The organism is Burkholderia pseudomultivorans (genome assembly GCF_902499075.1).
Lineage (GTDB): Bacteria > Pseudomonadota > Gammaproteobacteria > Burkholderiales > Burkholderiaceae > Burkholderia > Burkholderia pseudomultivorans.
The window spans coordinates 60828-80658 of the sequence record NZ_CABVPP010000027.1; the positions used below are offsets into that span (position 1 = coordinate 60828).

The 19831-nt window shown below is 67.6% G+C and carries 18 protein-coding genes; 5 read left to right on the top strand and 13 right to left on the bottom strand.

All coding sequences use genetic code 11. The features are described 5' to 3' along the window. Positions 1-14 precede the first annotated feature (14 nt). From BST28156_RS18730 to BST28156_RS18760, 7 genes are all read right to left on the bottom strand, one after another. Entirely contained in the window at positions 15-1361 is a 1347-nt protein-coding gene (locus BST28156_RS18730) for an MdtA/MuxA family multidrug efflux RND transporter periplasmic adaptor subunit (RefSeq protein ID WP_174903040.1), read from the bottom strand. A 249-nt stretch (positions 1362-1610) separates the two neighbouring features. Further along, on the bottom strand, positions 1611-2435 hold the full coding sequence (locus BST28156_RS18735) for an IclR family transcriptional regulator (protein ID WP_060241616.1): 825 nt from the start codon (positions 2433-2435) through the stop codon (positions 1611-1613). A 677-nt stretch (positions 2436-3112) separates the two neighbouring features. Then, entirely contained in the window at positions 3113-3490 is a 378-nt protein-coding gene (locus tag BST28156_RS18740; RefSeq protein ID WP_060241618.1) for a hypothetical protein, read from the bottom strand. A gap of 47 nt (positions 3491-3537) precedes the next feature. Next, positions 3538-3894: a hypothetical protein gene (locus BST28156_RS18745; RefSeq protein WP_155640635.1), complete on the bottom strand. Its 357-nt coding sequence runs from the start codon at positions 3892-3894 to the stop codon at positions 3538-3540. 514 nt (positions 3895-4408) lie between these two features. After that, on the bottom strand, positions 4409-6373 hold the full coding sequence (locus BST28156_RS18750) for a PhoX family protein (protein WP_174903041.1): 1965 nt from the start codon (positions 6371-6373) through the stop codon (positions 4409-4411). 185 nt (positions 6374-6558) lie between these two features. Then, entirely contained in the window at positions 6559-7752 is a 1194-nt protein-coding gene (locus BST28156_RS18755) for an ammonium transporter (RefSeq protein ID WP_060241625.1), read from the bottom strand. Between the two features lie 253 nt (positions 7753-8005). Then, the gene (locus BST28156_RS18760) at positions 8006-8341 is read right to left on the bottom strand and encodes a hypothetical protein (protein WP_174903042.1); all 336 of its coding nucleotides are present in this window, start codon (positions 8339-8341) and stop codon (positions 8006-8008) included. A 189-nt stretch (positions 8342-8530) separates the two neighbouring features. Between BST28156_RS18760 and BST28156_RS18765 the strand changes: the two genes are divergently transcribed. From BST28156_RS18765 to BST28156_RS18775, 3 genes are all read left to right on the top strand, one after another. Further along, a complete protein-coding gene (locus BST28156_RS18765) occupies positions 8531-8959 on the top strand; it encodes a BCAL1086 family glycoprotein (protein WP_060242180.1) in 429 nt (142 codons plus the stop codon). A gap of 93 nt (positions 8960-9052) precedes the next feature. Beyond that, a complete protein-coding gene (locus tag BST28156_RS18770; protein WP_060241630.1) occupies positions 9053-9517 on the top strand; it encodes an Rrf2 family transcriptional regulator in 465 nt (154 codons plus the stop codon). Between the two features lie 132 nt (positions 9518-9649). After that, positions 9650-10291 (top strand): NAD(P)-dependent oxidoreductase, encoded by a 642-nt coding sequence (locus BST28156_RS18775; protein WP_060241633.1) that lies wholly within the window; start codon positions 9650-9652, stop codon positions 10289-10291. Positions 10292-10417: 126 nt separating this feature from the next. Here BST28156_RS18775 and BST28156_RS18780 read toward each other — a convergent pair whose 3' ends face one another. Then, positions 10418-11074, bottom strand: coding sequence for a cysteine dioxygenase family protein (locus BST28156_RS18780; protein ID WP_174903043.1), 657 nt, complete (start codon positions 11072-11074; stop codon positions 10418-10420). Between the two features lie 154 nt (positions 11075-11228). Between BST28156_RS18780 and BST28156_RS18785 the strand changes: the two genes are divergently transcribed. Then, positions 11229-11699 carry an Lrp/AsnC family transcriptional regulator gene (locus BST28156_RS18785; protein WP_009690079.1) on the top strand — a complete coding sequence of 157 codons (471 nt, stop codon included), beginning with the start codon at positions 11229-11231 and terminating at the stop codon, positions 11697-11699. 61 nt (positions 11700-11760) lie between these two features. Here the strand turns inward: BST28156_RS18785 and BST28156_RS18790 are convergent, their stop codons facing one another. From BST28156_RS18790 to BST28156_RS18800, 3 genes are read right to left on the bottom strand one after another with little or no spacing between them, the layout of a single operon-like run. Further along, positions 11761-12534, bottom strand: coding sequence for an ABC transporter ATP-binding protein (locus tag BST28156_RS18790; RefSeq protein ID WP_174903044.1), 774 nt, complete (start codon positions 12532-12534; stop codon positions 11761-11763). Between the two features lie 4 nt (positions 12535-12538). Beyond that, a complete protein-coding gene (locus tag BST28156_RS18795) occupies positions 12539-14215 on the bottom strand; it encodes an ABC transporter permease (RefSeq protein WP_060241639.1) in 1677 nt (558 codons plus the stop codon). Beyond that, on the bottom strand, positions 14205-15248 hold the full coding sequence (locus BST28156_RS18800; protein ID WP_174903045.1) for a Fe(3+) ABC transporter substrate-binding protein: 1044 nt from the start codon (positions 15246-15248) through the stop codon (positions 14205-14207). The genes BST28156_RS18795 and BST28156_RS18800 overlap by 11 nt, the downstream gene beginning before the upstream one ends. Before the next feature lie 241 nt (positions 15249-15489). On the opposite strand from BST28156_RS18800, the gene BST28156_RS18805 reads away from it, so the two are divergent. Beyond that, the gene (locus BST28156_RS18805; protein WP_009688068.1) at positions 15490-15651 is read left to right on the top strand and encodes a hypothetical protein; all 162 of its coding nucleotides are present in this window, start codon (positions 15490-15492) and stop codon (positions 15649-15651) included. 149 nt (positions 15652-15800) lie between these two features. On the opposite strand, the gene BST28156_RS18810 is transcribed toward BST28156_RS18805, so the two are convergent. Together BST28156_RS18810 and BST28156_RS18815 are read right to left on the bottom strand one after the other, a co-directional pair. Beyond that, positions 15801-17168 carry an amino acid permease gene (locus tag BST28156_RS18810; protein WP_174903046.1) on the bottom strand — a complete coding sequence of 456 codons (1368 nt, stop codon included), beginning with the start codon at positions 17166-17168 and terminating at the stop codon, positions 15801-15803. Positions 17169-17462: 294 nt separating this feature from the next. Then, entirely contained in the window at positions 17463-19754 is a 2292-nt protein-coding gene (locus tag BST28156_RS18815; protein WP_174903047.1) for an FUSC family protein, read from the bottom strand. Between the last annotated feature and the right edge of the window lie 77 nt (positions 19755-19831).

The following is a 19831-nucleotide window of genomic DNA, read 5'->3' on the forward strand; positions in this document are numbered from 1 at the left end:
GAGCGGCCCGCGCGTTATTGGGCCGCTGCCTGCGACGCACCGCGCTTGTGCCCGCCGTGACGGCCGGCCGCGCCCGATGCGCCCGATGCCGCGTGCGCGCCCGACGCGCCCTTCGGCTTGTCGGCCGGAATCGAGATCTTCGAGCCTTCGCGCAGGCGGTCGGAACCGTCGGTGACGACGCGCTCGCCGAGCGCGACGCCGTCGATGATGCTGGTGCGCTCGCCGTCGACCGGGCCGGTCTTGACCTTGCGCACGGTCACCGTATTGTCGGGCTTGACGACATACACGAACTGGCCGATCGAGCCCGTCAGCACGGCGGACGTCGGCACGATCGTCGCATCGCGCATCACGTCGACCAGCAGCCGCGTGTTGACGAACTGATTCGGAAACAGCAGGCCTTTCTTGTTGTCGAAGGTCGCGCGCAGCTTGACGGTGCCGGTGCTGGTGTCGATCTGGTTGTCGAGCGTGGCGAGCGAGCCGGTCTCGAGCGGGATCGTGTTGTTGCGGTTGTAGGCGGTGACCGACAGCTTCTGGCCTGCGTTGACCTGCTTGAGGATCTGCGGCAGGTTGTCTTCGGACGTCGTGAAGATCACGCTCATCGGCTGCAGCTGCGTGATCACGACGATGCCGTTGGTGTCGCCCGGCGTCACGTAGTTGCCCGGATCGACCTGGCGCAGGCCGACGCGCCCCGACACGGGCGCCGTGATGCGCGCGTACGTGAGGTTCAGCTTCGCGGAATCGATCGCGGCCTGGTCGGTCTTCACCGTCCCTTCGTATTGCTTGACGAGCGAGGCCTGCGTGTCGACCGTCTGCGAGGCGATCGAGTCCTGCGACAGCAGCGTCTGGTAGCGCTTCAGGTCGAGGCGCGCGGTCGCGAGCAGCGCCTGGTCGCGCGCGAGCGTGCCTTCGGCGTTCTCGAGCGCGACCTGATACGGGCGCGGGTCGATCTGCGCGAGCACGTCGCCTTTCTTGACGATCTGGCCTTCCTGGAATGCGACCGACTGCAGGTAGCCCGACAACTGCGTCCTGACCGTCACGTTCGCGAGCGGCGTCACGGTGCCGAGCGCGCTCAGCACGATCGGCATCTCGCCCTTGGTCGCGGCTGCGACTTGCACGGGCTGCGGCACGTTCGCCATCGCCGCCGGGCCGCCGCGGCCGCGATGGCCGCCGCCACCGCCGCCGCCACTCGCCGCGCCGCTGGCCGCCGGCTTGCCGGCCGGCGTGCGGCTCCACGGATGCCACCACAGCAGGCCGCCGATGACGACGACCGCGAGCATCCCGACGATCAGCTTTCGACGCGGGGGCCGAGCGGGCGGCACGGGATCTTTTGAAGGGGGCGTGGGCTTTTGTTGATTGTCCATCGTGTTCTGTCAGGAAGACGGCGCGGCGTGCCGGAAACGGGCTGCGGGCGGCGCGCGGGCCCGGGCTGCCGGAGCGACGGGCCCGGCTCGGCCCGGACCTCTCCAGCCCGCGCGGGAAAGAGCAGCGCGCACCGCGACGGCGGTGCGACGATGGGCATGATCCTACGTCCCGTCCCCGTTAGAGTCCAGTGCTCTATCTTTCAACGAGTTACGGTCGTTACAGAACGCGACAGAACGATGACGAATCGATTACACCGCAGTGCGCCGGGCCGGTGCGCCGCCGATCTCGCGGGTGATCTTCGCGATGCATTCGTGCAGCGCCGGCACCACGTGCTCGTGCAGCCATTCGGGCGGGCACTGGTTGGACGCGCCGCCGCAGTTCACCGAATAACGCTGGCCCGACGGTCCGACGAAGCCGGCCGCGACCGCGTTCAGCCCTTCGCGCCATTCGCCGATCGCGATCGCGTAACCCTCGCGCATCGCATCGTCGAGCGCGGGGTTGAGCCGGGCGTGCACGTGCGGCCAGTCGTCGCCTGCCGCCGCGCGCAGCGCGTCGATCAGCGCGCGGCGCTCGTCGTCCTCGAGCGCGGCGAGATACGCGCGGCCGACGGCCGTGCGCGCGATGTCCATCCGCGAGCCGATCTCGAGGCGCGTGACGAGCACGGCCGAGCGCGGCCGGATGACGTCGATCGCGACCATGTCGAGCCGGTCGCGCACCGCGAGGTGCACGGACAGCGACGTGCGTTCGGCCAGCTCGATCATGAACGGCCGCGAGCGCGCGCGGATGTCGAAGTTGCGCAGGAAGCCGTGACTCAGCTCGAGCACCGACGCGGTGAGCACGAAGCGCTCGCTGTCGGGCAACTGGAACAGGAAGCCGGCGCTGACCAGCGTCGCGGTAATGCGCGACACGGTTGGCTTCGGAATGCCGGTCAGTTCGGTCAGTTCCCGGTTGCTGACGGGCGCATCGGCCGCCGCGATGCGCCGCAGGACGGCGAGGCCGCGTGCGAGCGCGGTGATTTCGTCGGGCGACGATTCGCGTTCCCTGAGGGCGGGAGAAGTTACAGATGTCGACACGAGGGATTCTCTCTATTTCCGAAACTCGATTTCAATTTTGTTGGTATTGTCAGATAATTGTCAAAAAATGCATGTTCGATGCGCAAATCGGTCATGCGATGAGATTTTACGGGTTCACCCTTGGTTTATTAGGAAAACCCTCAAATCAGCATTGCCGGAAAGTGCATGAACCCGTGCAAATACCGCTTGACTTGGCGGACGGAAACGGAAAGAATGTCTCACGTTTTCGAAACATCGTTTCAGGAGTTTAACCGGCAACGGTGTTTCGCGCAGTCTCTCAGGTTCTAGCACGGCCCTCGGAATGGCTAGAACTTTTTTAGCGCCACGGTCTCCGTGGCGCTTTTTTTTTGTGCACCCCGCATGAGGCACTCCCGCAGTCCCGCCCTGGCTCGATTATCGCAAACGAAGCGAAGCGCAGCCGCATGAGGGCAAACCGGGTGCAAGCGGGAAGACCGGATCGCAAGTCGTGAGCCGACGATGAGAGCGGCTTTCGACACCGGACGGAGCGCTCCCATTTCCTTCGGTCCGTCGCTCGCCGTCCGCATCTCAATGATCCGGGAAGGTGGCGATCACGCTGCCTGATCTCCCCGTCCGATTCGTACGCCCGCCGTGATGTGTCAAAGCCGTATTATCGCTCGTCTGCTGCAGTGACCGTGCGAGCGTGCGATGCCATACGCTCAGCGATGGGGGTCTTTGAATCGAATCTTGCGCAAGTAGTCGTAGCCGACTCTCCCGAGCATGATCGGAAGCGTGAAGGAGAAGGTGGCTGCGCCGCCGTTGAGCTTCGAGATCAGGCCGATCGAGCAGGCGCCGATCGATATTGCAGACGCCGACACGAGCAACGCACGCGAGTAGTAAGGGATGGCGTCGATGCGCTCTCGGTGCGCCTTCGAAAAATGGCAATACACGGCGATGCACGTCATCCCGACGACGCTGCCGAACACATAGTCTGCGACATAGTCTCCGGCGAAGACCCAGAACATGGCGACATGAACGAGCCATGCGGGGAAGTTGGCAGCCAGATACGCGCGGTGAAAGGCGATGGACGAAAGCATGACTGTTTTCCCGATGCCGGACGACTCGGGGCCGTCCGGACTTCAAGTTAGCGGTATGAACCGACGACGTCGGACAATCTCCACAAGTCCTCGAATTTCGCCCAACGAGGCAGTCCGTTCGGGAAAAGGAACGCCAGTCCATGCTCCTGGACGCCATTGAAAATGTAAGCTCCGGCCAGGCTGCCGGTGAGTCCGCCGTAGGTCAGGCCGAATGCGCCGCCCATCAATGCACCCGCGAGCGTTCCAACTCCGGGAATCACCGATCCAACGACCGCGCCGGCCGCGGCGCCGACCTCGGCTCCGTACGCCTGCCCGGCGATTTGCCCCGCCACGCCGCCTGCTAAGGTGCCGGTCAAGCCGGCGCCGGATACGCGGTTGATTTCACTTTCAGCAAGTTCTTTCAATCTCTGTACTCCTGTTCAAAGAAGAAGCAGCAATGCAAGCGGAGGGCCATCCGATTTGCATCGTAATTCAAATGCGAATGAGTATCATTGTTATTTGTGTGGTGAAGATTGTCCGTTGTGCATTCCTCCGCGGGGCGCCGGAAGCTGTAATGACGGTTCAAAGCCCGAACGGATGTTGGAATGAAGCGTTCGTGTCACGAAAAGGGACGGGGAGAGCGGTGGGAAGCTGCGATTGACGGAACGTGAAGGAACGTTACGGGTCGCCGGTCGATACGGTTGTCTATGCGATCTGCTGCGCATCGCCGTAGCGACCCATGGCGGCAGGCCGGGTTTCGAACAGCGGTGCCGCTCGTCATCCGGCGCGGGGCGCATCGCAGTGCAAAAAAAAGCGCGATGCCCGCAATGGGCATCGCGCGTGAAACGGCGTGGAGCGCCGACGAATGAACAGTGATGAAGAAAAGACGCCCGGTCAGGGGCGCCCTGCAGGAGGCAGCGTCCCCTCGCGCGCGGCCCGTCAGCCTTTCGCGAGCTTGATGCCGGTCGGCTCGGCGGTCAGGTAGCCGACGCTCGCGCCGAAGCGATCCTTGAAGTTCGCGCGCACGAGCGGGTCGAGCGCCGGCTTGACCTTGTCGTGCAGCGGCGATTCCCAGTCGCCCGCGTGCTGGAAGTTGCTCATGATGTAGGTCCAGCCGTTGATCTCGTCGACCGCGTGCAGGCCCGTCGATTCGGCGCCGGACGGGCACGACAGCACGCGCGACAGCGACTTCGTGTCGACGTGGTACGCCCACAGGAAGTTGTTCACGTGCATCCCCGAGTCCTCGCCGATGAACAGCGTGCGCAGCTTTTCGGAGAACTTGAGGTTGTCGGGGTTCGCGATCTTGTCGGCGTGGGCAAGGTTGCCGAGCGCGTCGGCCGACGCGAGGTCCTCGCCGACCAGCGCGGCCGGCGCGCTCATGTCGACCGGCACCCATTCGCTGTCGATCGCGGCGCCCGACGTGTCGCGCTGGCCGCCCTTCAGGTTCAGCGCATAGACGGCGCCGGCCGCGATCTTCGCGTCCACCGCGACGTCGCGCGACACCGCGTTGCCCTTGACCATCGACGTCTCGATCCGCGACATCGCCGTGTAGACGATCTTGTCCTTCGCGTTCACGGTCGTGCCTTCGAGCTTCGTGAAGGCCATGCTGCCGCCGATCAGCGCCGCGTAGCGGTGCGTCTCGAGGAACGCGGCGGCCTTTTCCATGCCCGGCTTCACGCGGATCCAGTTGAACTTGCCGCCGAAATGGATCTTCGTGTAGCTCGCGTCGTTCGGGTCGGTCGTCGCCAGGTCCATGATGTCCGACGCCTTCAGCGTGTTCGCGAGCGTCTCGATCTCGCTGCTGGTCGCGTGGCCGATTTTCAGCCACGTGAGCGTCGCGCTGCCGGCGCCGGCGGACGAGGTCTGCGTCCACTTCGCGACGTACAGCGTGCCGGCCGACAGGTCGGCCGCCTTGTCGGCGACGAACATGAACAGACCGCCGTTGGTCGCGTCGTCGCCCATCATCACGGTGCGCTGGTCCGGCATCACCTGGATCAGCTCGTGCGAGATGCGGCCGAGGCAGTAGTGCTTCTTCGCGGTGCCGGTGCCGTCCGGGTTCACCGTGATCTCGGGCAGGTGGCCGTAGTGGTAGGGGTTCGCCTTCGTCTCGTCGCCGAACGTGTTCTTGCTGAACGCCTTGAACTGCGCGTCGGTCGTGGCCCTGGTCGCGTCCGGCTCGTATTCCTCGCTCGACAGGTGTGTGCCCCACGGCGACAGGCTCGCGCCGCAGGTGATCCACAGCCCGTGCGCCTTCGACGTGTCGACGTTGTGATACTTGACGAGTTTCAGCGCGCCGGTGGCCGGATCCTGGTCGAGCGTCAGCACCGCGATCGGCGACGGCAGCTGGCCGTACTGCGACACGCTCGCCTGGTCGCGCGTCGTGTATTCGAACTGCACGACCGCGAACACCGTGTTGCCCTTCACGCCGGGCACGTTGGCGTTCTTCAGCGTCAGCAGCGAGCTGCCGTCCGGGCAGTCCGAGTAGAACTGGCGTTCCTTGCCGGCGACCGAGCGGTCGATGATCGGCTGGTTGTTGATGTCGTAGTAGCCGCCCGCGAGGATCGTGCCGCCCTTGCCGTCGGGCACCTGGTCGCCCGTCACGAAAAACGGCTGGTATGCGAGCTTGAAGTTGCGCGACGAGCCGTCCGAGAACGACACCGACAGCGTCGAGCCGACCGTTGTCGTGGCCATTGCCGCCGGATTGTCGAGCGTGGGCGCGGCCATCGTCGAGAATGCGGCCGCGGTGTACGCGGCTGCGATCGGCGTCGGCGTCGCCGCGGGATCGTCGTCGCCGCCGCAACCCGTCAGCAGGGCCGGCAGCGCGAGGCCGGAAAGGGGAAGCATGGGCGCGCCGGCGAGGATCTTCAGGGCCTGACGACGGGAAGCATTGGGCAACGCGGGCATGTGGAGTCCAGTTTCGGTGGTTGGAAGAATGGCCTTCGCGACACCGACGAGCGGAAAGCATCGCGAAGGCAATTTGAAAACTGGACGGAAGTGTAGGGACGCTCGATGAAAGTTTTTTGAATTGAAAACGTAATGTTGTGTCGGGCGTCCGTCAGACGTGCGGATCAACTGCTCGAATCAGGCGCTCAATCGCGCTCCGGTGTCGCGGAAATGCGGTGGATCGACAGGTCGGCGCCGTCGAACTCGGCCTCGCGGTCGAGGCGCAGGCCGACAGTCGCCTTCAGTGCGCCATAGACGAGTGCGCCGCCCGCGGTGGCGATCGCGATGCCGCCGAGCGTGCCGACCAGCTGCGACATGAACGCGACGCCGCCGAGGCCGCCGAGCGCGGGCAGGCCGAACACGCCGGCCGCGATGCCGCCGAGCGCGCCGCACATGCCGTGCAGCGGCCATACGCCGAGCACGTCGTCGATGCGCCACTTGTTCTGCACGCAGGTGAACATCGCGACGAACACGGCGCCGGCCATCGCGCCCGTGACCAGCGCACCGATCGGGTGCATCACGTCCGAGCCCGCGCAGACCGCGACGAGGCCCGCGAGCGGGCCGTTGTACGTGAAGCCCGGGTCGTTGCGGCCCGCGAGCCATGCGGCCAGCGTGCCGCCGACCATCGCCATCAGCGAGTTCACGGCGACGAGGCCGCTGATCTTGTCGAGCGTCTGCGCGCTCATCACGTTGAAGCCGAACCAGCCGACCGCGAGCACCCACGCGCCGAGCGCGAGGAACGGGATGTTCGACGGCGGGTGCGCGGCGATGCGGCCGTCCTTCGCATAGCGGCCGTGGCGCGCGCCGAGCAGCAGCACGGCCGGCAGCGCGACCCAGCCGCCGAACGCGTGCACGACGACCGAGCCTGCGAAATCGTGGAACGGCGCACCGAAGGCGTGCGTCAGCCATGCCTGCACGCCGAAGCGGTCGTTCCACGCGATGCCTTCGAAGAATGGATAGATGAAGCCGACGATGATCAGCGTCGCGACGAGCTGCGGATTGAACTTCGCGCGCTCGGCGATGCCGCCGGACACGATCGCCGGAATCGCGGCCGCGAAGGTCAGCAGGAAGAAGAAGCGCACGAGCGCATAGCCGCTGTGCTGCGACAGCGTGCCGATGTCGTCGAAGAATTCGACGCCGTACGCGATCGTGTAGCCGATGAAGAAATACGCGAGCGTCGATACCGAGAAGTCGACGAGGATCTTCACGAGCGCGTTGACCTGGTTCTTCTTGCGGACCGTGCCGAGCTCGAGAAATGCGAAGCCCGCGTGCATCGCGAGCACCATGACGGCGCCGATCAACAGAAACAGTGTGTCGACGCCGGATTTCAGACCATCCATGCCGTGGCTTCCTTGCTCAAAAAACGGGCAAGGAACGCAAGTATCGAGCCAACTTGGGGAGCGCTTGCGTGGAATTGGTGCGGAAGGCCGTGCGGCGCGGCGCGTCGGCCGGTCGCACGTGACAGCGAGGCGACGGGAATGCGGTCGCGGCGTGCGGTCGATGCACGCGCATGGTGCGGCGCGTGCGGAACTGGTGCGTGCGTCGAGTGGCGTGATGCGGCGTGGTGCGCGGGCAATGCGCGATCGCGGTGCGTCAGCGACGGCTGAACAACGCACGCGGCCGGCACAGCCGCAGCGCGCATGCCGACCAGTAGGCGGCGACGGCGGCCAGCCCGAGCGCGGCGAATGCGAGGGCTGCGAAGCCGGTCGGCGATTGCCCGCCGCCCTCAGGGCCGAGGATGCCGCGCACGACGATCAGCGCGGCCGTCCAGAAACCGATCACGGCTTGCGTCAGCAGCCGCGCGGCCGCGACGCGGCGCGGGCGGCCCGACGCCGACAGACGGCGCGCGGCCGGCGGGCGCAGGCACAGGAACAGGGTGGCGGCCAGCAGTGCAGCGAGCGCGATGAACCAGTCGACGAGGAAAGCCATGGAGAAGCGGGTGGGGGAAGCAGGTTGAAGCGTGCCCACTTTACTGACGTCGCACCTGCGAATAAATCAGACAAGTTCGAAATTGAAAGCCGGTTTTAAGCGGGGATCGCGTGGCCGCGTTCCACAGGCGGTATCATCGACGTCGGTTCAACCCTGCAGGCCGCATGACGCGCGGCCGGAGACTTGTTGATGAAGACGAAGACTTGGCGGGCGCGTCGTGTGCCCGGAGCCGCGCTGGCGGTCGTGACCGTCGGTGCGGCGGTGTTGCTCGCGGGCTGCGAGAAGTCCGGCGCGCCGGCTACGCAACCCGATACGGCCGCGAGCGCGGCGGCCGATGCCGCGGGCCACGCGGCGCAGGCGCTCGACCAGGTGGCGAGCGCGGTCAACCAGCAGATCAATGCTGCGAAGGCCGGGATCGCGTCCGCGGCGTCGGCGGTGCCGCCGCTGTCGGCGAGCGGGCTGGCGTCCGCCGCGCAGGCGCAGATCGACGCAGCGGCTTCGGCGGTCGTCGCGCACACGGCGTCCGAGGCCGGCGCGAGGCTCGCCGAGGCCGGCAAGAAGCTTCAGCAGTGGAGCCAGCAGAATGCGGCGGGCGCGAAGCCCGCGAGTGGCGAGTAACGCGGAACTTGCCTTTTCCGTGAAATGTAATTATAATGGTTACACATTGTCGCCGATCGCAGACGCGGGCCGGCGGCGCCGAGTGAGTGAGGAATGAATACCAGCAGCCGCTTCGCGTTTGCCGTTCACGTGCTCGCCTTGCTGTCGATGCAGGAAGGCGCGCCGCTGTCGTCCGACATCATCGCGGGCAGCGTGAATACGAATCCGGCGCTGATTCGCCGGTTGCTGTCGATGCTCGCGGCCGCCGGGCTCACGACGTCGCAGCTCGGTGCGGGCGGCGGCGCATTGCTCGCGCGCGAGCCGGGCGAGATCACGCTGCTCGACATCTATCGGGCAGTCGACGATGCGCAGCTCTTCGCGTTGCACCGCGAGGCGCCGAATCCCGCGTGTCTCGTCGGGCGGCATATCCAGGGTGCGCTGATCGGCTATATCGGCGATGCGCAGCGCGCGATGGAAGCGTCGCTCGCCACGCGCACGCTTGCCGACGTGACGGCCGACATGCTGGATGCGGAGCGGCGCGGGAAAAGGACAGGCGGCGCAGTCGGCGCCGGCGGATAAGCGCCGGCGGGCAGGGCAGGAGGCCGGTGGCAGCGAAGCTGCGTAGCCGGCGCGATCGGGGTGTTCGCCCCGTTTTTTTTCGGTCTTATATGTAATTGAAATAATTACATATTTTCTTTCTGGAGTATCGATATGACGCAACGAAGCTTGAATATCGCGCTGTTCGGCGCCACCGGCATGATCGGCTCGCGCATCGCCGCAGAAGCCGCGCGACGCGGCCATCGCGTGACCGCGCTGTCGCGCCACCCCGGCGCGAGCGGCGACGGCATCACCGCGAAGGCAGCCGACCTGTTCGACCCGGCTAGCATCGCGGCCGCGGTGCCGGGCCATGACGTCGTCGCGAGCGCGTACGGTCCGAAGCAGGACGATGCCGCCAAGGTGGTCGCGGCCGCGAAGGCGCTCGTCGCGGGCACGCGCGCGGCCGGCCTGAAGCGGCTGGTCGTGGTGGGCGGCGCCGGCTCGCTCGAGGTCGCGCCGGGCAAGCAGCTCGTCGACAGCGAAGGGTTCCCGGAAGCGTACAAGGCGGTCGCGCTCGCGCATCGCGATGCGTTCGATTACCTGAAGACGGTCGCGGATCTCGACTGGACGTTCTTCGCGCCGGCCGCGCTGATCGCGCCGGGCGAACGCACGGGCAAGTTCCGCACGGGCGCCGGCAAGCTGATCGCGGACGCGGACGGCAACAGCAGGATTTCGGCGGAAGACTACGCGGTCGCGTTCGTCGATGCGCTGGAGCAGGGCAGCTTCGTGCGCGAGATCGCGACGGTCGCGTATTGAGCGGCGCGACGGCCGGCGGCGCGTGATTCGCCGGCCCGGCCCGGCTGCGGCGTCGAACCCGCGGCGGGCGACGGTTTCAGGCGATTTCACCCTGGCGGGCGGGATCGCCTTTTCTTTGGGCGGCACTCATGCGGGCACGGGTGCGGCGAGCTCGACGAGTGCGTTGACGTGCGTCGCGATCTGCTCGCCCGGCACGCCGTACACGTGCAGCGAGATCGCGGCCGCGTCGGCGGACGCGCGATCGTGGCCGAGCCGATGAATGCCGTGCGGGCCGCCGCGCACGAACGACACCGCGCCCGCGTCGCGCCGATGCCGGCGTGCTTCGACCGCGCAGCCGGCGATCGCGTCGCGGTCGTACAGCGTTTCGGTCAGCGTGCCTTCGAGCACCGTGTAGCCGCACCATGTGCGGTGCGCGTGCACGGGGCTGCACTGGCCCGCGCGCCAGACCAGCGCGACGATCGTGTAGCGGCCGAGCGGATCGGCGGCGAGCAGATGGCGGCAGTAGGTCTGCGGGTCGCCGCGGCGTTCCGCGTCGGTCAGCCATCGCGTGGCCGCGGCGGCTTCGGCGAGCGCCGCGCGCATGCGGCGCGCGAACGCGGGATGCTGCGCGGGATCGTCGTGCAATGACGCGCCGCTCGCATGGACGGCCTCGAACGCATCGTCGATCCGCGCGCACAGGCGCGCGAGCGCCGGGCGCAGAGCGGACGCGCAAGCGGGCAGGGTCCCCGCGGCGGCGGTCGCGATGCGTCGGGATGCGACGCGGGCAAGCGTGGACGTTTGCATGGCGCTCTTTTCTCCGGGGCGGGGGCGGCCGCACGGCGAGTGCGCGTGCGCCTGATTGGTATTTATACCGGTCGACGCCGAGAAACAGTTTCCATATTGTTCCCCCGTCATGCGGATGCATAGAATAAATTTCTATTTACGAGGGACTGGAGAAATGGACGCCATCGATCGCAAGCTGCTGGAGCTGCTGCAGGCGGACGCGACCCTGCCGATCGCGGAACTGGCGCAGCGCGTGAACCTGTCGCAGACGCCGTGCTGGAAGCGCGTGCAACGGCTGAAGGAAACCGGCGCGATCCGCGCGCAGGTCGCGCTGTGCGATCCGCGCAAGCTCGGCGTCGGCACGACCGTGTTCGTCGCGATCCGCACGAATCAGCACACCGAAGAGTGGGCGCAGCGTTTCACGCAGGCGGTGCGCGACATGCCGGAAGTCGTCGAGGTCTACCGGATGAGCGGCGAGACCGATTACCTGCTGCGGGTCGTGGTGGCCGGCATCGACGATTACGATCGCGTGTACAAGCAGTTGATCCGCGCGGTGCCGCTGTTCGACGTCAGTTCGTCGTTTGCGATGGAGCAGATCAAGTATTCGACTGCCTTGCCGGTGCGCGATCTCGTGGAATCCGCGTAGCGCGGCCGCGGCGCGGCAGGCGAGCGGGGGCGAGCCGCGCCGGCGCTCGCTGGAACCGCGCTCAGCGGCCGCGCATCAGCGCCCGCGCGCGTTCGTCGGCGAGCGCGTCGCGGCGCACGAAATCCGCCACGAACGCGCTGGCCGGCCGGTGGTGAAGCGCATGCGGCGTATCCCATTGTGCGAGCCGGCCTTCGTGCATCACGCCGATCCGGTCGGCGATCGCGAATGCTTCGGCCTGGTTGTGCGTGACGAGGATCGCGGTATGGCCGGTGCGCTTCAGGATCTCGCGCAGCTCGAAGGCGAGCCGTTCGCGCGTATCGACATCGAGGTTCGAGAACGGCTCGTCGAGCAGCAGCAGTTCCGGCGACGGCGCAAGCGCGCGGGCCAGTGCGACGCGCTGCTGCTGGCCGCCCGACAGCTCGTGCGGATACGCGCCGGCCGATTGCGCGAGGCCGACGAGCTCGAGCATGTCCGCGACGCGCGCGCGCCGCTCGGGCTTCGGCATCCGGCGCAGCCCGAACGCGACGTTGTCGGCCGCGCTCAGGTGCGGGAACAGCGCATAGTCCTGGAACATCATGCCGATGCGGCGCCGCTCGGGCGGCACGTCGAGCGTCGGCGTTGCGACGGCGGCGCCGTCCAGCACGATGCGTCCGGCGCGCACGGGCTCGAAGCCCGCGATCGCGCGCAGCACGGTGGTCTTGCCGCAGCCCGATGCGCCGAGCAGGCAGCCGATGTCGCCGCGCGGCAGCGCGAGGCTCAGGCGGTCGACCACCGTCCGGCGGCCTTGCGGCGTGTCGTACGCGAGGCAGAGGGTTTCGAGTTCGAGCAGGTTCACGGTGTCAGGCTCCGGTCTTATGGCGGGTGCGGGCGAGCAGGATCACGGGCGCGAGCCCGGCCAGCACGATCGCGAACGCGGCGACCGCGCCTTCTTCATAGGTTCCGCGCGCGGCTTCCGCGTACAGCCAGGTCGCGAGCGTGTCGAAGTTCAGCGGACGCAGCAGCAGCGTGGCCGGCAGCTCCTTCATCGCATCGACGAATACCAGCAGCGCGCTCGTCGTGAGCGCGGGCCGCAGCAGCGGCAGGTGCACGCGGCGCAGCGTGCCGCCGGCCGTTTCGCCGAGCGAGCGCGCCGCCTGTTCGAGCGACGGCGGAATGCGCGCGAGACCGGCCTCGATGCTGCCGGCCGAGATCGCGAGAAAGCGCACGGTGTACGCGATCACGAGTGCGGCCGCCGAGCCCATCAGCAGCAATCCGTCGCGGCCGAGCGCCGCGCCGAGCAGCCGGTCGAGCGCCGCGAGCGGAATCAGCAGGCCGATCGCGAGCACGGTGCCCGGCACCGCATAGCCGAGGCTCGCGACCCGCGCGGCGACGCGGGCCGGCCCGGCGCGCGCACTGTCGCGCTGCGCGCGCGCGGCCCACGCGACGACCAGCCCGCACGCGAGCGTGGCCACGGTGGCGGCGGTGGCGATCGTCAGCGTGTTGGCGAGCCCCGTCAGCAGCTGCGCGGACACGCCGCCGACCAGATGCAGGCGCTTGCCGGTCTCGACCGCGAGATACGCGGCCGGCGCGCCGAAGCCGAGCAGCACCGGCAGCCAGCCGAGCACAGCCGCGCTCCATGCGGCCGCGCCCGTCAGGCGGCGCGGCGCGATCGGCCGCATGCGCCGACCGTGTGCGTAGCGCTGGCGGCGGCGCCCGTAGCGTTCGAGCGCGATCATGCCGACGACGATCGCGAGCATCGCCAGCGCGATCTGCGCGGCGCCCGCGAGGTCGGAGCGCGTGATCCAGGTCGTATAGACGGAGACGGTCAGCGTCTGCACGCCGAGGAATTCGGACGCGCCGATGTCGTTCAGCGTTTCGAGCAGCGCGAGGCTGACGCCGACCGCGATCGCGGGCCGCGCGAGCGGCACGACGACGCGCCAGAACGTCGCGATGCGCCCGGCGCCGAGCGTGCGCGCGGCTTCGAGCAGGCTCGCGGACTGCGTGACGAACATCGCGCGCGTGCTCAGGTACACATACGGATACAGCACGAAGCCGAGCACGAACACCGCGCCGGGCAGCGAGCGCAGGTCGGGCAGCCGGAACTGGCGCGGGCTGTCGAAGCCGAGCAGCCAGCGGATCGCGCCCTGCACGGGGCCGATCGGGTGCAGCAGGTCGAGATAGGCGAACGCGACGATGTAGGTCGGTACCGCGAGCGGCAGCAGCAGCGCCCAGCTCAGCATGCGGCGGCCGGGGAAGTCGTATGCGGTGACGAGCCACGCGCAGCCGGTGCCGACGACCGACACGATCGCGCCGACGCCCGCGAGCAGCAGCAGCGTATTGGCGAGTGCCTGCGGCAGCACGAATTCGGCGAGATGTCGCCAGTGCGCGAGATCGGCGCCGAACGCGGCCGCGACGAGCACCGCGAGCGGCGCCGCGACTGCCGCGGCGATCACGAGCGCGCCGGCGAGCCATGCGCTGCCGGCGCGCGGCCGCAGGCGCGAGCGGTGCGCCGCGACGAACGGGACCTCAGTTGTCAACGCCGACCTTGTCGACGAGCTGGCTGGCCTGCTTGCGATGCTTCGCGATTTCCGCGAGCGGCAGCGGATCGATCTTCAGCTGACCGAAGCTCGCGATGACGGGGTCGAGCTTCACGTTCGCGCGCACCGGATATTCGTAGTTCGCCTGCGCATACAGCGCCTGGGCTTCCGGCGACACGAGATATTCGAGCAGCTTCACCGCGTTGGCCTTGTGCGGCGCGTGCTTCGCGACCGTCGCGCCGCTGATGTTCACGTGCGTGCCGCCGCTCTTCGCGTTCGCGAAGGTCGGCCGCACGACCTTGATCGCATCGCCCCACTTGCGCGCGTCGCTGCCCGGCTCGGCATGCTTCATGTGGCCGACGTAGTACGCGTTCGCGAGGCCGACGTCGCAGATGCCGCCGAGGATGTCGCGCGCGACGTCGCGATCGCCGCCGGTCGCCTTGCGCGCGAGGTTCGCCTTCACGCCGCGCAGCCATTGCTCGGTCGCGGCCTCGCCGTCGTGCGCGATCATCGCCGCGACGAGCGCGGTGTTGTACGGATGCTGGCCCGAGCGGATGCACACCTTGCCTTTCCATTTCGGATCGGCGAGATCCTCGTAGCGGAACGCGTCGACCTTCAGGTCCTTCTCGACGTACAGCACGCGGTCGCGCAGCGACAGCGCGTACCAGTCGCCCTGCGCGCTGCGCAGGTTCGCGGGGATCGCATCGTCGAGCACCTTCGAGCGGACCGGCTGCGTGAGCCCGCCGTCGACCAGGTCCAGCAGGTTGCCGACGTCGACCGTCATCAGCACGTCGGCCGGCGATTGCGCGCCTTCCGCCTTCACGCGTTCGAGCAGGCCGTCCTTCACGAACACGGTGTTGACCTTGACGCCGCTCTGCTTCGTGAACGCGTCGATGAGCGGCTGGATCAGCTTCGGCTCGCGGGTGGTGTACAGGCTTACTTCCTCGGCGGCGTGCGCGAGCGGCGCGAAAGCGGCCGCGGCAACGGCGAGGGCGCCGGCGAGCGGCAGCAGGCGGAAACGCGGATTCGACATGGAGACTCCGGAGCGGCAGGCAGACGGTGGAATGCGCCGGGCGCGCCTGCCGCTCGCGCAGCCCGGAACATTACGAAATGTAAGACTCCGGATTCTAGATCGAAATGGGAATGATTATCAAATGAAAGCTTTGTGCAGGTCGCGTGCCGCGGGCGCGAAACGGCGGGCGACGACGCGTCGCACGGCGCGCGCAAGCGCGTAGAATGCCCGCTTCGATGAATTTGACGGAGTCGCCCCGACCATGAACGATCAGCGCAAGAAGAACCCTGTCCGCAACGTGAGCATCCTGATCGTCGTGGCCGTGCTGCTCGTGATCGGGACCATCCTGTACAACGCGATCTCGCAGAAGCGCGCGTACGACGAAGCCCATCCGGCCGAGGCCGCGAGCGCGGCGTCGCACTGAACCGGGCAGCGCGGCATACGGGCCCGGCGCTGCCGCGCGATGCGCGGGCCGGGCCGACAAGGTGCGGCGCGCATCACGGCGAATGCCGCGCTGCGCGCCGGGAGCAGGGGACGCGCCGAAGCCGGCGCATCGCGCGGGTCAGTCGTGCGTCAACGTGACGCAGCGGCGAACTTCGGGCGGATCCGCGCGTAGAACAGCGCCGCGAGCAGCGCGAGCCAGGCCGCGCCGACATAGAGCGCGACGCGCGTGTCCTCGAACCAGCCGAGCATCACGATCACGAAGCCCATGAACGCGATCGTCAGCGCGGGCGCGACCGGCCACAGCGGCACCTTGAACTTCAGCGCCGCGACTTCCGCGGCCGGCAGGCGCCGGCGCATCGCGACCTGCGACAGCAGGATCATCAGCCACACCCACACGGTCGCGAACGTCGCGATCGCCGCGACCATCAGGAACACGTCCTTCGGCATCAGGTAGTTCAGCACGACGCCGACCAGCAGCGCGCCGGCCATCACCAGCACCGTGACCCACGGCACGCCGTGGCGCGACGTCGTCATCAGCACGCGCGGTGCCTGGCCCTGGCGCGCCATCCCGAACATCATCCGCCCCGCGCCGAAGATGTCGCTGTTGATCGCCGAGATCGCCGCGCTGATCACGACGAGGTTCAGGATCGTCGCGGCCGACTTCACGCCGAGCGTCGAGAAGATCTGCACGAACGGGCTGCCTTCGCTGCCGACGCCGGTCCACGGGCTGATCGACATCAGCACGACCATGGTCAGCACATAGAACAGCAGGATCCGTGCGGGCACCGCGTTGATCGCGCGCGGAATCACGCGCTCCGGATCCTTCGCTTCGCCGGCGCTCATCCCGATCACCTCGATGCCGCCGTACGCGAAGATCACGACCGACAGCGACGCGATCAGCCCGCCGAAACCGTTCGGCAGGAAACCGCCGTGGCTCCACAGGTTCGCGAAGCTCGGCGCATCGGCCGAATGGCCGAAGTGCATGCCGGCGAGCAGGATCGCGACGCCGCCGCCGATCATCGCGACGATCGCGCCGACCTTGACGATCGACAGCCAGAACTCGAGTTCGCCGAACACCTTCACGTGGCACAGGTTCAGCCCGCAGATGACGGCCACCACGCCGAGCACCCAGATCCACTGCGGGACGCCCGGAAACCAGAAGCCCATGTAGATGCCGAACGCGGTGATGTCGGCGATCGCGACGATCACCATTTCGAGCGTGTAGGTCCAGCCGGTGACGAAGCCCGCGAACGGCCCGAGGTTTTCGGTCGCGTAGTGGCCGAACGACCCGGCGACGGGGTCGCGCACGGCCATTTCGCCGAGCGCGCGCATCACCATGTAGACGGCCGCGCCGCCGAGGATGTACGCCAGGATCACCGCCGGGCCCGCGAGCTGGATCGCCGACGCCGAGCCGTAGAACAGGCCGGTGCCGATCGCCGAGCCCAGCGCGAGAAAGCGGATGTGCCGCGCGCTCAGATGGCGCTGCAAGTTCTTCATCGAGTCTCCGATATCGTTTTCCGACAGACCGGGCGGACCATGCCGATCCGGTCGTTTAAGTTGTATATACAACTTAAACGTGAGCGAATGATAACAAGCCGGGTCGGGTGACCGGAATCGGGTATTCCCTGACTGGCGCGACGGCCGAAATCGGGGTGCGCGTGCGCGCGTGCGGCGCGTGCGGCGCGTGCGGGTCATGCGCGAGACATGGGCGGCAGGCAAGGGGATGCGACGGGATTCGGGGGCGCCGGCGGCGGCCCCGCAGCGTGCGGGCCGGCCACCGGCGGCAGGACGTCAGGCGGGCAGGCGGATCACGCTCGCATCCTTGCGGATCAGCAGCGACGACGCGAGCATCTGCTTGCACTGGTGCGCGAGCACCTTCAGGTCGTGCGTGAGCTCGGCGCCCACCGCGTCGGATTTCTCAGCGGACACGACCATCGCGTCGAGGTCGCGCGTGATCTGTCTGGTCGTCTCCAGTTGATCCGCGGGCGGCGGCTCGCCAGCCTCGGCCTTCTCGAGGTTGTCGAGCACCGCGGCGAGGCCGCGATGCAGCGCGTCGTCCGGCAGCACGCTGCCGTCGGCCGCGCACGCGCTGCGGATCAGCGGCGCGGCCGCGGTGATCTGCGCGCCGAGCACGTGCGTTTGCACCAGCAGGTCGTTCAGCTCCGGCACGAAACGCTGGTGCGCCTTCGGCTCGATCATCATCCGCTGGAAGGCCTGGCCGAGGTTCGCGAACGCGATGTTCACGTCCTTGCGCGCGAGGCGGTACCGATAGTCGTCGTCGAGGCTCGCGGCCGGCGCCTCGATCGTCGCGGCGACGCCGGGCACGACGGCCGCGCCGTCGGCGACCGGCACGGGCGGCGGCGACGCGCCGCGGCCGGCGCGCCAGACGGCTTCGAAATACTTGCGGGTCGCCGTCAGCATGTCGGTCACCAGCTTGCCCATCAGCCGGTATTCCCAGTACGGGAACAGCCGGCTCGCGGCGATCGCGATCATGCAGCCGACCACGGTGTCGATCGCGCGCTCGCCGATGATGCGCATGTTGCCCGGCGCGAGCAGGTGGAACATCAGCAACACGTACGACGACGTGAACACGACGCTCGCCGCGTAATTGAACAGCAGCAGGCTGTAGCTCATCACCATCGAGCCGAACATCATCGCGATCAGCAGGTGCGGATCCTTGACCGTGTAGATCAGCGCGAGGCTCGCCGCGCAGCCGATCAGCGTGCCGATGATCCGCTGCGCGTTGCGCTGCTTGGTCAGCGAATAGCCGGGCTTCAGGATGATGATGCTGGTCATCACGATCCAGTACGCGTTCGTGAGCGGCAGCAGCCGGCCGAGCCAGAAGCCGACCGCCACCGCGATCGTCACGCGCAGCGCGTGGCGAAAGCTCGGCGAGCGCATGTTCAGGTTCGAGAAGATCAGCAGCGGCGACATCCGGCGGCGCTGCAGGAAACGCGTGAGCGCCTTGTCGATCTTCAGTTCGGTCTGCTGCGGGTCGGCGTGGCCGGACAGGTTGCGCCGCATCCGCTCGATCATGCGCGTCGCGCTCCAGATGCGCCGGAACGTCGCGAGCACGGCCGCATACGCTTCCGCGTTGGTGGTCGGGAAGTTCTTCTTGCGCATCAGCTCGATCTCGTACTCGATCGCGCGCAGCTCGGCCTTCACGCTGATGCGCGAATGCGGCGTGCGGTTCTCGAGCACCGCGAGGCCGATCTCCTCGAGATCGGCGGCCGCCTTGCCGAGCAGGTCGCGGTAGAAGATGATCAGGTCCGAGCCGCCGAACGTGTTGCGCACGAGCGGGTAGTCGGTGTGCGCGCCGACGAACAGCTCGTGCAGGTCGACGCTGTTGATGAACAGGTTGTACATCGTCGTGCGGCCCGGGTCGAGCTTGCCGCGGCGCAGCTTCGGCAGGTTGCGCAGTACGATGTCGCGCGCGGTTTCCTGCGTTTCGACCGCGGTGATCTGCTTCGCGACGAGATTGCGGTAGCACTCGTCGAGATCGGCGTCGAGATCGTAGAACTGCGCGCGCGCGAGCAGGTAGTCGGCGCAGGCGAACAGGCTTTCGGCCAGCGCCTGCTGCTCGATGCGGCGCGCCTGCCATTGCGACACGAGCGTCGCCCAGTACGTGTACCAGAGGCCGCCCGCGAGAATCCAGCCGGCGTTGATGAACGCCTGCAGCGGCGTGAGCTTCTCCTCGAGCGTCATCACCATCATGAACAGCGTCGCGAAACTGATCTGCGGCCAGCGGTTGCCGTAGACGACGATCAGCGACAGCACGAACGTGAGCGGCACGATCGTCAGCCACAGCGCGAAGATGTTCGGCGTCGCGAGGCCCGTCGCGAGCGCGGCGAGGCCGCCGATCACGCTGCACGCGAGCATTTCGTTGTGCTTGTACTTGAGCGGGCCCGGCATGTCGACGACGCACGCGCCGAGCGCGCCCGTCGAGATCGTGAAACCGAGATCGCGGTTGTGAAACACGATCAGGCACAGCACCGCCGGCAGCGACACGCCGACCGCGATCCGCAGTCCGCCGAAAAAGTACTGACTGTAGAAAAACTTTCTGATTTCGACCGAATAGCGCATCGATGGGCTGAATGGCTGACGAAGACGCCCGGGGGCGGCGATTTGACTGGCGACGAGTCTATCGTATTTCGCGGTCC

Bases quoted from the DNA above. Each gene is read 5' to 3' on its own strand.
- BST28156_RS18730 (WP_174903040.1), bottom strand. From the start codon at position 1,361: ATGGACAATCAACAAAAGCCCACGCCCCCTTCAAAAGATCCCGTGCCG.
- BST28156_RS18740 (WP_060241618.1), bottom strand. From the start codon at position 3,490: ATGCTTTCGTCCATCGCCTTTCACCGCGCGTATCTGGCTGCCAACTTC.
- BST28156_RS18750 (WP_174903041.1), bottom strand. From the start codon at position 6,373: ATGCCCGCGTTGCCCAATGCTTCCCGTCGTCAGGCCCTGAAGATCCTC.
- BST28156_RS18755 (WP_060241625.1), bottom strand. From the start codon at position 7,752: ATGGATGGTCTGAAATCCGGCGTCGACACACTGTTTCTGTTGATCGGC.
- BST28156_RS18760 (WP_174903042.1), bottom strand. From the start codon at position 8,341: ATGGCTTTCCTCGTCGACTGGTTCATCGCGCTCGCTGCACTGCTGGCC.
- BST28156_RS18765 (WP_060242180.1), top strand. From the start codon at position 8,531: ATGAAGACGAAGACTTGGCGGGCGCGTCGTGTGCCCGGAGCCGCGCTG.
- BST28156_RS18770 (WP_060241630.1), top strand. From the start codon at position 9,053: ATGAATACCAGCAGCCGCTTCGCGTTTGCCGTTCACGTGCTCGCCTTG.
- BST28156_RS18775 (WP_060241633.1), top strand. From the start codon at position 9,650: ATGACGCAACGAAGCTTGAATATCGCGCTGTTCGGCGCCACCGGCATG.
- BST28156_RS18780 (WP_174903043.1), bottom strand. From the start codon at position 11,074: ATGCAAACGTCCACGCTTGCCCGCGTCGCATCCCGACGCATCGCGACC.
- BST28156_RS18785 (WP_009690079.1), top strand. From the start codon at position 11,229: ATGGACGCCATCGATCGCAAGCTGCTGGAGCTGCTGCAGGCGGACGCG.
- BST28156_RS18800 (WP_174903045.1), bottom strand. From the start codon at position 15,248: ATGTCGAATCCGCGTTTCCGCCTGCTGCCGCTCGCCGGCGCCCTCGCC.
- BST28156_RS18805 (WP_009688068.1), top strand. From the start codon at position 15,490: ATGAACGATCAGCGCAAGAAGAACCCTGTCCGCAACGTGAGCATCCTG.
- BST28156_RS18810 (WP_174903046.1), bottom strand. From the start codon at position 17,168: ATGAAGAACTTGCAGCGCCATCTGAGCGCGCGGCACATCCGCTTTCTC.
- BST28156_RS18815 (WP_174903047.1), bottom strand. From the start codon at position 19,754: ATGCGCTATTCGGTCGAAATCAGAAAGTTTTTCTACAGTCAGTACTTT.